The 12,494-nt window shown below is 65.2% G+C and carries 15 protein-coding genes; 3 read left to right on the top strand and 12 right to left on the bottom strand.

Annotated elements, in window-relative coordinates; translation table 11 throughout:
• Positions 1 to 66: 66 nt before the first annotated feature.
• The 9 genes from D2N39_RS12270 to D2N39_RS12230 all read right to left on the bottom strand — a co-directional run bounded on the left by D2N39_RS12270 (position 67) and on the right by D2N39_RS12230 (position 6,404).
• On the bottom strand, positions 67 to 897 hold the full coding sequence (locus D2N39_RS12270; protein WP_119135081.1) for a DUF481 domain-containing protein: 831 nt from the start codon (positions 895 to 897) through the stop codon (positions 67 to 69).
• A gap of 210 nt (positions 898 to 1,107) precedes the next feature.
• Positions 1,108 to 1,989, bottom strand: coding sequence for a LysR family transcriptional regulator (locus D2N39_RS12265; protein WP_119135080.1), 882 nt, complete (start codon positions 1,987 to 1,989; stop codon positions 1,108 to 1,110).
• 170 nt (positions 1,990 to 2,159) lie between these two features.
• On the bottom strand, positions 2,160 to 2,486 hold the full coding sequence (locus D2N39_RS12260; RefSeq protein WP_119135079.1) for a hypothetical protein: 327 nt from the start codon (positions 2,484 to 2,486) through the stop codon (positions 2,160 to 2,162).
• A gap of 118 nt (positions 2,487 to 2,604) precedes the next feature.
• A complete protein-coding gene (locus tag D2N39_RS12255; protein WP_119135078.1) occupies positions 2,605 to 3,021 on the bottom strand; it encodes an META domain-containing protein in 417 nt (138 codons plus the stop codon).
• A 52-nt stretch (positions 3,022 to 3,073) separates the two neighbouring features.
• Entirely contained in the window at positions 3,074 to 3,547 is a 474-nt protein-coding gene (gene nusB, locus D2N39_RS12250) for a transcription antitermination factor NusB (RefSeq protein ID WP_119135077.1), read from the bottom strand.
• On the bottom strand, positions 3,544 to 4,062 hold the full coding sequence (locus D2N39_RS12245) for a 6,7-dimethyl-8-ribityllumazine synthase (RefSeq protein ID WP_119135076.1): 519 nt from the start codon (positions 4,060 to 4,062) through the stop codon (positions 3,544 to 3,546). Before D2N39_RS12245 ends, nusB begins: the two co-directional genes overlap by 4 nt.
• A gap of 3 nt (positions 4,063 to 4,065) precedes the next feature.
• Positions 4,066 to 5,169, bottom strand: a complete 1,104-nt coding sequence (gene ribB, locus D2N39_RS12240) for a 3,4-dihydroxy-2-butanone-4-phosphate synthase (RefSeq protein WP_119135075.1) — start codon at positions 5,167 to 5,169, stop codon at positions 4,066 to 4,068.
• 96 nt (positions 5,170 to 5,265) lie between these two features.
• Positions 5,266 to 5,817 (bottom strand): hypothetical protein, encoded by a 552-nt coding sequence (locus D2N39_RS12235; protein ID WP_119135074.1) that lies wholly within the window; start codon positions 5,815 to 5,817, stop codon positions 5,266 to 5,268.
• Complete coding sequence (locus D2N39_RS12230) at positions 5,808 to 6,404, bottom strand: riboflavin synthase (RefSeq protein ID WP_119135073.1); 597 nt, start codon at positions 6,402 to 6,404, stop codon at positions 5,808 to 5,810. The genes D2N39_RS12235 and D2N39_RS12230 overlap by 10 nt, the downstream gene beginning before the upstream one ends.
• 196 nt (positions 6,405 to 6,600) lie before the next feature.
• Between D2N39_RS12230 and D2N39_RS12225 the strand changes: the two genes are divergently transcribed.
• From D2N39_RS12225 to D2N39_RS12215, 3 genes are all read left to right on the top strand, one after another.
• On the top strand, positions 6,601 to 7,911 hold the full coding sequence (locus D2N39_RS12225; RefSeq protein ID WP_119135072.1) for a capsule biosynthesis protein: 1,311 nt from the start codon (positions 6,601 to 6,603) through the stop codon (positions 7,909 to 7,911).
• 100 nt (positions 7,912 to 8,011) lie between these two features.
• Positions 8,012 to 9,151, top strand: coding sequence for a polysaccharide biosynthesis/export family protein (locus tag D2N39_RS12220; RefSeq protein ID WP_119135071.1), 1,140 nt, complete (start codon positions 8,012 to 8,014; stop codon positions 9,149 to 9,151).
• A gap of 20 nt (positions 9,152 to 9,171) precedes the next feature.
• Positions 9,172 to 11,220: a capsular polysaccharide biosynthesis protein gene (locus D2N39_RS12215; RefSeq protein WP_233557128.1), complete on the top strand. Its 2,049-nt coding sequence runs from the start codon at positions 9,172 to 9,174 to the stop codon at positions 11,218 to 11,220.
• Here the strand turns inward: D2N39_RS12215 and D2N39_RS12210 are convergent.
• From D2N39_RS12210 to D2N39_RS12200, 3 genes are all read right to left on the bottom strand, one after another.
• On the bottom strand, positions 11,214 to 11,711 hold the full coding sequence (locus D2N39_RS12210; protein ID WP_054300947.1) for a MarR family winged helix-turn-helix transcriptional regulator: 498 nt from the start codon (positions 11,709 to 11,711) through the stop codon (positions 11,214 to 11,216). The two genes, D2N39_RS12215 and D2N39_RS12210, sit on opposite strands and share 7 nt — an antisense overlap.
• Before the next feature lie 108 nt (positions 11,712 to 11,819).
• Positions 11,820 to 12,095 (bottom strand): FAD assembly factor SdhE, encoded by a 276-nt coding sequence (locus D2N39_RS12205; protein WP_119135069.1) that lies wholly within the window; start codon positions 12,093 to 12,095, stop codon positions 11,820 to 11,822.
• Entirely contained in the window at positions 12,092 to 12,493 is a 402-nt protein-coding gene (locus D2N39_RS12200) for a helix-turn-helix domain-containing protein (RefSeq protein WP_119135068.1), read from the bottom strand. Before D2N39_RS12200 ends, D2N39_RS12205 begins: the two co-directional genes overlap by 4 nt.
• Position 12,494 lies beyond the last annotated feature (1 nt).

Here is a 12,494-nt window from a genome sequence, read left to right as displayed (position 1 = left end):
ACATGAAAAAGGGGGCAGGTTGCCCTGCCCCTGAAGTTCGATGAAAGATCCTTGGTCGGGATGGGCTCAGAAGCCCATCACCAGCGACACGCCCAGCTTGTTGTCGGTGCGGATCGCGCGGCTGTCGTTGTATTCGGTCAGATAACTGACGCGGGTCGAGAACTTGTCGGTCATCTTGAAGTTCACGCCAAGGTCGTTGTTGATCCGCAGCGCGGTGTCCGAATACAGGATGTCGGTGTCATTGGTGGCGAAGACGTTGTCGTTGAACTTGTAGAAGAACCGCGACGAGGCGATGTAGCCGGTTTCGGTATCGCTGTTGTTCAGACCATCCTTCAGATAGCTCACGCCGATACCGGCCTGCACACGCCACGTCATGTCGGCGGTATTCACCACACGGTAACCGGGGCCGAAGCCAAGGAAGGCGTCGGTCTTGATGTCGCCGGCGGTCGCGGCAAGGCCATCGGTTTCCACACGGCCCAGCACGAAGGCATAGAAGCTGTCGTTGAAGTAGTAGTTCGCGTCATAGACCGCGAAGACATCTTCCTTGGTCTTCACACCGTCGTCATCCGCGAAATCCAGTGCGACACCGATGTTCTGCACCCAGGGGCCCGAAGCGTAGCGCATCCGCGCACCGGCCGAGAACTCCTGGCTTTCATTGTTGCCGGTCTTGCCCGAGTAGCCCAGCGAGGCCGACCCCGAGAAACCCTGACGGAATTCCGGGTTCGAGAAGCGGGCGGCATCCTCGGCGCGCGCCATGTCTTCGGCCACCGCTTCGTCGATGTCGTCGATACGATCGTTCAGATCGCGCGTGCCGGTCAGGTCGGTCTGCGCCATGGCCGGAGCCGCGATCATGAGAGCCAGAGCCGATACTGCAACATTTTTCCAGATCGTGGTCATCTTGAAGTCCTTTCACTAACAACGCGGGTGCATCGCACTTCCGCCGTTCACGAATGGACATCTAATCCTTTGATTTATCTGGACAATATTAAGAAAACTCGGGTCAGCCTCAAGAATTACTCGTCTCATCGCCCCTTGAAACCGCCCGAAGGGAGGGCACAGGGCCGATTTTCCAGCCACTTGTGCCACTTAGCCCCCTCGAGTCGGGTCTTACAGGTCGTCCAGCAAGTCGGTCACCTCTTCGTCCAGCCGTGCCACCACCGCTTTCAGTGTCGATTCCGCAACAGCCGCAAGCTCTGTTTCCATGTCGGACCGCCAGATCACCCAGGATTCCAGCGTGAAGGTCGGTGCATCTTCCACAAGATGCAGTTGTCCGGCATCCAGAAAGGGCTTCACATAGCGTGCCGGCAGGTAAGCGGCGAAGGGGCGCGAGCGGATGTAACTGCCCACCAGCGTTCCCAAAGACAGCTGAAACTTCGGGATCGGCAGTTCAGGCAGGGCGGTTTCGTGAAAGCGCAGGAAATCCGGGCCCCAGTCCGCAAGGATGTAATATTTTCTTACATCCTCGATCTGGCAATCCTCGGTCGGGGCGACCAGAACAAGCTGGTCCTCCAGCAAGGGCTCGCAGCGCAGGCCGGTGCGCGAAATGGGTGTGAAGCACAGCCCCACATGCATCTCGCCTTCTGTCATGCGCCGCAAAACCATGTCGCTTCCGCCGAGTTCCGCGCGCAGCATCGCATCAGGCAGCGCCGTTTTCAGGCCATCCAGCCAGCGAAATCCCAACCGGGGCCACAGGGCGGCTTCGGCGCCGATCGTCAGGCTGGCAGGCTCGGCCTCCATCGCGCCGACCTGACGGCGGGCCTGATCCCAGCTTTTCAGGATTGACCAGGCGTGACGCCGGAATTCGCGCCCTGCCGGGGTGGGCTCCACCCCCGTCTTGTGGCGCAGGAAAAGCGGGCGGCCAAGCTGATCCTCCAGCCGCTGCACCCGCAGGGAAACCGCCGATTGCGTCACATGCAGCCGTTCCGCCGCAGAGGCAAAGGCGCCGGTGTCAAACACCTCCAGAAAGGTCCGAAGCAACTGCATATCCATCGCACATTCTCCACTGGTCCTGGTGGAAAGGAACATGCGGCAGCGCGGGTTCCAAGTGCAGGGGGAATTAATGCGCGGGGGTTTCCGGCCGGTCACGCTCACATGGTGACGCGTGAAGGGCCAGTTTGCAACATACCGTTATCGCAGCTGGATTCTGGCCGATAGCGCAATCAGCGGCGGACCGTGCCGGGCTTGGTGGCGCGGGCCTCGACCTGAACAGGGATCAGTTCGCGGCGCACGACCGGCGCCTTGGTGCCACCGCGCGGGCCTTCGTCATCCTGCGCCTGACGCATCACCGCAATGGCGAATTGCGCGCCCGCGAAGATGACCCCGTTGCTGACGAACAGCATCAGACCCGCAAGCCAGCCCATTTCGGTTTCCAGCACCAGATGCCCCAGATTGCCGATGTTGAACCACACCAGCAGGGCCACGAACACAGCGGCCAGCGCGTAACCGATGGCAACATTGACGATATAGAGCCGGACAAGCTTGGGCATGACGAATCCTCCTGTCAGGATCAGCGTAACACTCTTGCGCCGGGGCGCCAGCGCCAAACCGTCGCAGGTGCAGCATTTTGTTGCGCATGACAGGGCACTGGCGGCAATTTGCCGAAACTCACGGCGTTTCCTGCCGGAATTCCAGCATCAGGCCACCCGGCCCGGTCAGGATCAGCCACCCGTCGCTGAGGCGGGCTGCATCGACCTCTGCCATGGCGTCCAGATAGCGCCGTTCCGCCTCCAGCGCCGGGCAGGCCATGCGGGTCGCACCAAACATGCCGAAGCGGAAGGCGGGCAATTGCACCTCGCGCGCCGCGAACCAGCGGTTGCAGGGCGCCTGCCCCGTGGCACGGGCGGGATCGGTCAGATCCAGCGTGGCCCTATTGGAAAAGATTTCGCCATTCAGCCGCTCCAGCCGCCAGACTTGCGCCAGTTCTGCCTCGGTCGGCACGGGGTCCGCGGCAGAAGTATCGCCGCCCGGCTGGCAGGCGGCGAGAAAAACGAGGGAAAGCACGGCAAGCGGTTTCATCAGCATCACAGGTCTCCTTTCCCCTTCCGACGCAGGCCGCCGGGCGATCCTTGGGGGATCAGGCGGAAAAAGCCTGCGGCTTTTCCTCGCGCGCCATATGATCCAGAACCGCGTTGACGAATTTCGGTTCCTTGCCTTCGGGGAAAAACGCCTTCGCCACCTCGACGAATTCGTTGATCACCACCTTGGGCGGCGTATCCATCGCGGCAAGTTCGGCCCCCGCCGCACGGAACAGCGCGCGCAGCACCGGGTCGATGCGGTCGATAGGCCATTTCGCCACCAGCGCCCGGTCGGTCATCTGGTCGATCTTGGCCTGCCAGTTCACCGCCTCGCTGACGATCTTGCGGAAATGGGTCAGGTCGCCCTCTGCCATTTCGGTGCCGTCCTCGAAAACCTCGCCAAAACGGAAGCTTTCGAACTCGCGCACCACGCGTTCAACTGTCTGGGACGAGGTTTCCATCTGGAACAGCGCCTGCACCGCAAAGAAGCGCGCGGCCGAGCGTTTCAGCTTGCCATCGGGTTTGCCGCTCATGCCAGATGCCCCCCTTCGGCGCGAAAGCCGATACCCTTGCGGGCGCCGGCCCAGCGACGGGCATGGGCGATCAGATGCAGCGCGGCAGCGGCAGCCCCGCCGCCCTTGTTCTGCCCGGCCGGATCGGCGCGGACCTCGGCCTGTTCGCGGTTTTCCACCGTCAGGATGCCATTGCCAATACAGGCGCCTTGCAGGCCCAGCAGCGTGATGCCCCGGCTGGAATCGTTGCAGACCGTATCGTAATGCGTGGTCTCGCCCCGGATCACGCAACCCAGACTGACATAGCCGTCGTAATTCGACAGCCGTTCGGCCAGCGCGATGGCCGACGGGATTTCCAGCGCGCCGGGCACCTCGATCACTTCGGTTTCCGCACCACAGGCGGCGGCCACGGCCTGCGCGCCGGCCACCAGATTGTCGGCGATGTCCTTGTAATAGGGCGCCACGACGATCAGGAGCTTCACCGGCTTGTCAAACTGCGGCAGCGGCAGCGTGTAATGCTGTTCATTGGCAGCCATGGGTCACTCCTTGATCGCGCGGGTGCCGGAGATCGACAGGCCATAGGCATCCAGCCCCACGACCTTGGGCGCCTGATGGTTGGTGACCAGCGTGATTTCGGTCAGCCCCAGCGCGGCGAGGATCTGCGCGCCCAGCCCGTATTGCCGCAGCGTCTGCGGCGAGGCCTCGCCCGCCTCCACCAGTTTCATTGAAGTGTCGCGCAGCAGCACGACGACGCCGCGCCCTTCGGATGCGATGACCTTCATCGCCCCCGAAAGCTCGCCCGCCGTTTCCACGCCGCCGATGCCCAGCACATCCGACAGCGGGTCCAGCGCGTGCATCCGCACCAGCACCGGACCGGGCGCCGCGATGTCGCCCTTGGTCAGCACCACATGTTCCGCCCCCTGAGCCACATCCGAGAAGATGCGCATGACCCATTCGCCGCCGTGAACCGAGGTCACGCGGCGGACGGATGCCTCTTTCACCAGATTGTCGTGGCGGCGGCGATAGGCGATCAGGTCGGAAATCGTGCCGATCTTCAGCCCGTGACGCTGCGCGAACTGCACCAGATCGGGCAGCCGCGCCATGGTGCCATCGTCATTCATGATCTCGCAGATCACCCCGGCGGGCTTCAGCCCGGCCAGACGCGACACATCGGTCGCGGCTTCGGTATGACCGGCGCGCACCAGCACACCGCCATCACGGGCGCGCAGCGGAAAGATATGGCCGGGCGTCGCAATATCCTGCGGACCGGCCTTGTCGTCGATGGCCACCGCGATGGTGCGGGCGCGGTCGGCGGCGGAAATCCCGGTTTCCACCCCTTCGCGCGCCTCGATCGAGACGGTGAAGGCCGTTTCGTGGCGCGACGAGTTTTTCGACGCCATCAGCGGCAGGCCAAGCTGGTCGATCCGCGCACTGGAGAGCGTGAGGCAGATCAGCCCGCGCCCGTGCGTCGCCATGAAGTTCACCGCCGCCGCGTCGCACATCTCGGCCGGGATCACCAGATCGCCCTCGTTCTCGCGGTCCTCATGGTCCACGAGAATGAACATGCGGCCCTTGCGGGCGTCTTCAATGATCTCCTCGGTCGAGGAAATGGCGTCGGAAAAGTCGGTCTTGTGTCCGGTCATGGCACGTCTCCGGGAAGGTGTTCCCCTGCCATTACCGCAGCGCCCCGGCGATTGCCAGAGTGCAGAGTCACGGGGCGCGAAGTCAAAGGCCCTGCGTCAAAGGCCCTGCGCGAAGATGCGCGCGGCCGGCAGGTAATAGCCCAGCCGCCCGGCCACCACCCATTCCGGCTCGAACGGCGCATCGCCCACCAGCACCACGCCCTCGGCCGGATGGCCGGCATGGGCCGCGCGCAGCGTCGCGCGGATTTCGCCAAACCGGCCCCAAGGCCGCGGCGCGGCATGGCAGGCTTCCAGCAGCGGCTGCGCGGCGGCAAGCGCGGCAGGCGTCAGCGGCGCCACCGCAAGGCCGATGCGCCCTGCCCCGCCGATCCGGCCAAGTTCCGCCCCCGGCCCCCGCAGCGCATTCGACGAAAACAGGAAGGCCACCACGTCATGCCCGGTCGCGGCACGCACGCTGGCATAGGTCTTGTAATCCAGACCCAGTTCCTTGGCACGGCGCACCCGGCCGCGCACGATTTCGATGGGCAGATGCGGCACCAGCGCCGCGCGCGCCGAACGCCAGCAATGGCGCCGCCACGACAGGCCAGTGGTCTCGGGCCCGCCGTTATGGCCGATGCCGGGTAACGGACGATCCGGCGTCACGCCCATTCGCGCAGCCGCGCCACATAGCGGGCCATGGTATCGACCTCAAGGTTGATCTTCTGGCCCACCGCCACCTCGTTCCAGGTCGTCACCGCCTGGGTATGCGGAATGAAGTTGATGCCGAAATCGCAGCCCTCGACCTCGTTCACCGTCAGCGACGTGCCGTTCAGCGCGACAGACCCTTTCGGCGCGATGAACTTCGCCAGCGTCTCCGGCGCGCGGAAGGTCACGCGCAGGCTGTCGCCCTCGGGGCGGATCGCCACCACCTCGGCCACGCCATCGACATGGCCCGAGACGATATGCCCGCCCAACTCGTCCCCCACCTTCAGCGCGCGTTCAAGGTTCAGCCGCTTGCCCACGACCCATTCGCCGATATTGGTCTTGCCGACACTTTCGGCGCTGATCTGCACGTCGAACCAGTTCTGCGGCGCGCGGCCCAATGCGATGACCGTCAGGCAAACGCCGTTGCAGGCGATGGAGGCGCCGATGTCGATCCCCGCCACATCGTACGAAGTGCCGATCCGCGCGCGCAGATCGCCCTTCTGTTCCAGCTCCAGCACCTTGCCAATATCGGTGACGATCCCGGTGAACATCGCGTCTCTCCTTGTCGTTTCCCGATGCCTAGCCCTCTGGCGGCAACCGTGCAAGAGCGGCCACTCCTTTGTCACAATCCCGCCGCGCTTTTCGGCACTATGGTAAAGAATTCGAAGGAATTCCCCTTCACCCTTGGCCCCGCCGTGCTAAGGCAGGGAAAAAAGAACAGGTGGGTCAGTGGCAGGCAGACGGATCATGGCAACCGAGGGGTCGGATGCCCCCCTGACGGGCGAGGGGCGGCGCTTCCTCTTCCTTCAGGGACCGCACGGACCCTGGTTTGCCCGGCTTGGCCGCATGCTGCGCACAGCGGGGGCAGAGGTCTGGCGTGTCGGCTTCAACCGGGGGGACAGCGCCTTCTGGCCCGACAGCGCCAGCTACATCCCCTACCGTGGCACCGCCGCCGACTGGCCCGCGACCTGCGCCGCACTCTTGGACCAACATGCCATCACCGACATCGTGCTTTATGGCGACACCCGCGCAATCCATGCCGAGGCGGTGAAGATTGCACGCGCGCGCGGGATCATGGTGCATGTGTTCGAGGAAGGCTATCTGCGGCCCCATTGGGTGACTTATGAACGCGGCGGATCGAACGGCCATTCGCGGCTGATGGATCTGAGCCTTCAGGACATGCAGGTGGCCCTTGCCCAGTCCGACACCGACCTGCCGGACGCCCCCGCCCGCTGGGGCGACATGCGGCAGCACATGTTCTATGGCGCCCTTTACCACTGGTTCGTGATGACCGGCGGCCGGGATTATCGCGGCTACCGCCCGCATCGCGCCCTGACCGTGCGGCAGGAGTTCTGGCTTTACTGCAAGCGGCTGGCGCTGCTGCCGCTGCATGCCGCGGAACGGATGCTCGCCACCCTGCGTATCCGGCACGGCGGCTTTCCCTATCACCTTGTGCTCTTGCAACTGGAACATGACTCCAGCTTCCAGATGCATTCGCCCTTCCGCACCATGACCGATTTCCTGCAAGTGGTGATCGAAGGCTTTGCCCGTGGCGCGCCCCCGCATCACCATCTGGTCTTCAAGGCGCATCCGCTGGAGGACGGCCGTGTGCCCGTCGCCCGCGCCATCCGCGATCTGGCCCGTGACCATGGCGTGCAGGACCGCGTGCATTTCGTGCGCGGCGGCAAGCTGGCACTGTTGCTGAACCACGCCCGCAGCGCAGTCACCGTGAACTCCACCGCCGCGCAACAGGCGCTGTGGCGCGGCCTGCCCCTGAAGACGTTCGGGGCTGCCGTCTATGCCAAGCCCGAATTCGTCTCGACGCAAAGCCTGACCGATTTCTTCCGCCAGCCCGTCCGCCCCGACAGCCGCGCCTACCGCGATTATCGCCGCTACCTGCTGGAAACCAGTCAGGTGCCCGGGGGCTTCTATTCGGCCCGCGGGCGGCGCGTCCTGTTGCGTCAGGTGGTGGACATGATGCTGTCACCGGAAGACCCATATGACGCTCTGACCTCCGGAAACGCGGCACCACGGCAACAGTTGCGGCTTGTCAACTGACGTATTTCCCATGCCCGGCACGAGAGGCTGGCGTTTTTTCAACCCCTTGGCTAGGGTTGCAGGAAAAACTTGAGGCATAATCCATAAAGGAGCCCGAGCAGTGAAAGTGAATACCACCCGAAGGGCCACGCTCGTCGGCCTTGTAGCGGTCGTTGCGACGGTAAGCGGTTGCGGCCTGCCGCGCTCTGGCCCCAACAAGCGTGAAATCTTTGCCGGTTCTGTGATGAACAAGGGCGATGCCTTCATCGTCACCGTCAACAGCCGCGTCACCCGTGCCACCTCTGTCATGCCCGCCTATGGTTTCAGCGATGCCTTCCGCAAAGCCGGCGCCGTGGGGTCCGATACGATCAACGCGGGCGACGTGCTGACGCTGACCGTATTCGAAAACGTCAAGGATGATCCGCTGCTGGGCAATACCGGCCAGCGGGTTTCGGTGCTGGATCAGGTTCAGGTCGATGGGCAGGGCTATATCTTTGTGCCCTATGCCGGCAAGATCAAGGCGGCGGGCCAGACGCCCGACGGGCTGCGTCAGGCGATCACCCGCAAGCTCGACAGCCAGACGCCGGACCCGCAGGTCACGGTGCAGCGGCTGGCCGGCGACGGGCAGACGGTGTCTGTCTCCGGTGCGGTTGGCGGTCAGGGCGTCTTCCCGATCGAACGCCCGACCCGCACGCTTTCGGCGATGATCGCCAAGGCGGGCGGTGTCGCCATCGAACCCGCCGTCGCCGTGGTGCGGGTGACGCGCGGCAGCCAGACCGGCAAGGTCTGGCTTCAGGACCTGAACGAGAATCCGGCACTGGACATCGCGCTGCGCGGCGGCGACCGGATTGTTGTCGAACGTGACCAGCGCGCCTTCACCGCCCTCGGCGCGACCGGGGCGCAAAGCCTTGTCCCGTTTGAGACGCAGACGCTTTCTGCCATCGAAGCCATCGCCACCGTCGGGGGCCTTTCGACCTCGCTGGCCGATCCGACCGGGGTCTTCGTGTTCCGCAATGAGCCGGCCGAGATTGCCAATCAGGTGCTGGGCCGCAAGGATCTGCGCGGCGATCAGCGCATGGTCTATGTGCTGGACCTGACGCAGCCCACCGGCATGTTCGAGGCGCGCGACTTCCTGATCCGCGACGGCGACACGCTTTACGTCACCGAGGCGCCGTTCACGCAATGGTCGAAAACGATCAACGCGATCACCGGCACGGCCAATGCGGCCAGCAGTCTGGCCAGCAGCTCGTCCAGCGGCTGATGCCTTCCCCTGCCGCAGAAATGACAGCCGCCGAGGGGCTTCCCCGGCGGCTGTTCTTTTACACCGCAGGCTTCCTGCGCCAGCCCCGGCTGCGCCGCATCCTTGCACTGGCCGGGCACGAGTTGCGGCTGGGCCTGCCCGGCCCCGAGGATGGCGTGGTGGTCTGGGGCCGGTCGCCCTATGCGGCGCGGGGCGAAGCGGTGGCTGCGCGGCGCGGTGTGCCGTTGCTGCGGCTGGAAGATCCCTTCCTGCGCTCCTTGCGGCCGGGCCGCGCGGGTGACCCACCGCTGGGGCTGATGATCGACGGCACGGGCGTGCATTTCGACGCCAGCGCGCCCTCGCGGCTGGAAACGATCCTCGCCCGCAACCCGCTGGACGATGCCGCGCTTTTGCAGCGCGCGCGCGACGGGATCGGGCGGTTGCGGGCGCTGCATCTGTCGAAATACAACCTGCACGATCCCGCCGTGCCGCCTCCCGCGCCCGGCTATGTGCTGGTGGTGGATCAGACGCTGGGCGATGCCTCGGTCCGCTGGGGCAGCGCCACGGCGCAGACCTTTCAGGACATGCTGGCCGCCGCACTGGATGAAAACCCCGGCGCGCGCATCCTGATCAAGACCCATCCCGAAACGCGGGCCGGGCTGCGGCCCGGCCATTACGGCCCCGAGGCGCTGTCGGATCGCGTGCAGATTTGCGCCGATCCGGTCTCGCCCCATGACCTGCTGGATGGCGCCATCGCGGTCTATACCGTGTCGTCGCAACTGGGAATGGAGGCGATCTGGGCCGGGCACCGGCCGCGCGTCTTTGGCCAGCCCTTCTATGCTGGATGGGGGCTGACGCGGGACGAACAGCCTGTGCCAAGGCGGGGCCGCCGCCTGACACCCGCACAGATGTTCGCGGGCGCGATGATCCTCGCCCCGCTCTGGTATGATTCTTGCCGGGACCGGCTGTGCCGGTTCGAGGAGGCGGTGGACCAGCTTGAGGCCGAGGTGCGCGCCTTCCGCGAGGATCGGGCTGGCCATGTGGCAACCGGCATGCGGCTGTGGAAGCGTGGGCCGCTGCGGGGCTTCTTCGGCGGGCACGGGCGGCTGAGCTTTCGTGACCCGCCCCTGAAGGCTGCCGAACTGGCGGCGCGACGCGGCGCGGGTCTGCTGATCTGGGCGGGCAAGGAGCCTGAGGGGCTGGCCGCCCCCCTGCTGCGGCGGGTGGAGGATGGATTTCTGCGCTCGCGTGGGCTGGGGGCGGAACTGGTGCCGCCGCTGAGCCTCGTGACCGACGATCTGGGCATCTATTATGACCCGACCCGCCCCAGCCGTCTGGAGCAATTGATCACCAGCCCCCCTCCCCCCGGCGGGCTGCACCGGGCCGAGGCGCTGCGGGCGCGGCTGATTGGCCTTCGCGTGACGAAATACAACCTTGGCGGCACACTGCCCGATCTGCCCGAGGGCCATCGCATCCTCGTGCCCGGACAGGTGGAGGATGATGCCTCGATCCGCCTTGGCGCGGGCGAGGTCTGCACCAATCTGGGGCTTCTTCGGGCCGTGCGCGCGGCGCATCCCGGCGCGGTGATCGTTTACAAGCCCCACCCGGATGTCGAGGCGGGCCTGCGCCCCGGTGCGGTGCCGCCCGATCTGCTGCACGCCGAGGGTCTGGCCGATGTGATTGCCGATCGCGCCGATCCGGTGGCGCTGATCGAGACCTGCGCCGAGGTCTGGACGATGACCTCGCTTCTGGGCTTCGAGGCGTTGCTGCGCGACAAACCTGTCACCTGCCTCGGCGCGCCCTTCTATGCGGGCTGGGGGCTGACCCGCGATCTGGGTCCGGTGCCCGAACGCCGACGCCGTGCGCCCGATGGCCACCCGCTGCCCCGCCCCTCGCTGGACCAGATCGCCCATGCCGCGCTGATCGCCTATCCGCGCTATCACGACCCGCTGACCCGCCGCCCCTGCCCGCCCGAGGTCGCGCTGGACCGGCTGGCACAGGGCACAATTCCGCATCCGGGGCCGCTGAACCGCATCATTGCCAAGGCGCAGGGGATGCTGGCCAGCCACGCCTGGCTCTGGCGTCAGTAGATATAGCGGATCTGGTCGGTCCAGTAGCGTTCCATCCGCTTCAGCGACTGGTTCGCATCCTCGACCATCGCGGGGCTGAGCACACCGCGCTTTTCCAGCCCCTCGGCATGGCGAGAGAACAGGTCATGCAATTGGCCACGCACACGCCGCCCCTTTTCGGTCAGTCGCACCCGCACCGAGCGGCGGTCGATTTCCGACCGCTGGTGGTGCATGTAACCAAGCTCCACCAGTTTCTTCAGATTGTAGCTGACGTTCGACCCCTGATAATAGCCGCGCGATTTCAACTCGCCCGCCGTCACCTCGTTGTCGCCGATGTTGAACAGCAGCAAGGCCTGCACAGGGTTGATTTCCAGAATGCCCAGCCGTTCAAATTCGTCCTTGACCACATCCAGCAGCAGGCGGTGAAGCCGTTCGATCAGCGCAAGGTTTTCCAGATAGCCCAGCATGAAGGCCCGATGCGAGCCGTCCAGCACCTGTTGATGAACCGTCATCCCTGTCTCCACCTGTCTGATCTGGGTGGAGATTCGGCTGAAAAAGGAAAGATCGCGTAAATTGCTGCGGAAAACCGACGCAATTTTAGGCGTTTTCTCCGGCGGTCCTCAGCGCCCCGGTTGCAGCCGCTGACGGGCGTAATCGCCGATATGGCCGATCAGCGCGGCAAAGCGTGGCGGCGAAGGTTGCTGCCCCAGAACCCAGGGCAGCAGATCCTGATCGTTCTCGGCCAGAAGCGCGTCGTAAAGATCCAGCGTGGCGGCATCCATCGCCGCCAGATGCGCCTCCGCATAGGGGCCAAGCACAAGGTCCATTTCCTTGGTGCCGCGGCGCCAGCTGCGCATCAACATCCGCTTCAGACGGGCTTCGGCCGTTTCGGTCATCGGGCGCTCGCTTCCATCAGGGCTTTCATCCTGCGCTCCATCTGGCCGAGATCGCGCGCAAGGGCAAGGGCCTGCGCACGGATGCGGCCCAGTTCGGACAGCGCGCGCCGCGCCTCGGTTTCCGCGCTGCGTTCGACGACCGGGCCGTCCGGCCCCTCGCCCTCGCCCGTCAGCAGCCAGACCAGCGAGACATTCAGCATTCCCGCCATCATCTGAAGCCGGTTGGCGCGCGGCTCCAGCATGTCGTTTTCCCATGCCTGCACGGTTTTCAGCTTCACGCCAAGCCGCTTGGCAAGCTCGTCCTGCGTCATGCCCGCTGCCTCGCGCGCGCCTGTCACGCGGTCGCCAAAAGTCGCGGTTTCCTCGCTGAACCAGCCCTGGGTTTCGGTTTCCGTCATC

Source organism: Gemmobacter lutimaris, assembly GCF_003570715.1.
GTDB classification, from domain to species: Bacteria; Pseudomonadota; Alphaproteobacteria; order Rhodobacterales; family Rhodobacteraceae; genus Gemmobacter; species Gemmobacter lutimaris.
This window is presented reverse-complemented; position numbering and strand designations above follow the sequence as displayed.

Coding starts and splice junctions, on each gene's coding strand:
- D2N39_RS12270 (WP_119135081.1), bottom strand. CDS start 897: ATGACCACGATCTGGAAAAATGTTGCAGTATCGGCTCTGGCTCTCATG.
- D2N39_RS12265 (WP_119135080.1), bottom strand. CDS start 1,989: ATGGATATGCAGTTGCTTCGGACCTTTCTGGAGGTGTTTGACACCGGC.
- D2N39_RS12260 (WP_119135079.1), bottom strand. CDS start 2,486: ATGCCCAAGCTTGTCCGGCTCTATATCGTCAATGTTGCCATCGGTTAC.
- D2N39_RS12255 (WP_119135078.1), bottom strand. CDS start 3,021: ATGCTGATGAAACCGCTTGCCGTGCTTTCCCTCGTTTTTCTCGCCGCC.
- nusB (WP_119135077.1), bottom strand. CDS start 3,547: ATGAGCGGCAAACCCGATGGCAAGCTGAAACGCTCGGCCGCGCGCTTC.
- D2N39_RS12245 (WP_119135076.1), bottom strand. CDS start 4,062: ATGGCTGCCAATGAACAGCATTACACGCTGCCGCTGCCGCAGTTTGAC.
- ribB (WP_119135075.1), bottom strand. CDS start 5,169: ATGACCGGACACAAGACCGACTTTTCCGACGCCATTTCCTCGACCGAG.
- D2N39_RS12235 (WP_119135074.1), bottom strand. CDS start 5,817: ATGGGCGTGACGCCGGATCGTCCGTTACCCGGCATCGGCCATAACGGC.
- D2N39_RS12230 (WP_119135073.1), bottom strand. CDS start 6,404: ATGTTCACCGGGATCGTCACCGATATTGGCAAGGTGCTGGAGCTGGAA.
- D2N39_RS12225 (WP_119135072.1), top strand. CDS start 6,601: ATGGCAACCGAGGGGTCGGATGCCCCCCTGACGGGCGAGGGGCGGCGC.
- D2N39_RS12215 (WP_233557128.1), top strand. CDS start 9,172: ATGACAGCCGCCGAGGGGCTTCCCCGGCGGCTGTTCTTTTACACCGCA.
- D2N39_RS12210 (WP_054300947.1), bottom strand. CDS start 11,711: ATGACGGTTCATCAACAGGTGCTGGACGGCTCGCATCGGGCCTTCATG.
- D2N39_RS12205 (WP_119135069.1), bottom strand. CDS start 12,095: ATGACCGAAACGGCCGAAGCCCGTCTGAAGCGGATGTTGATGCGCAGC.
- D2N39_RS12200 (WP_119135068.1), bottom strand. CDS start 12,493: ATGACGGAAACCGAAACCCAGGGCTGGTTCAGCGAGGAAACCGCGACT.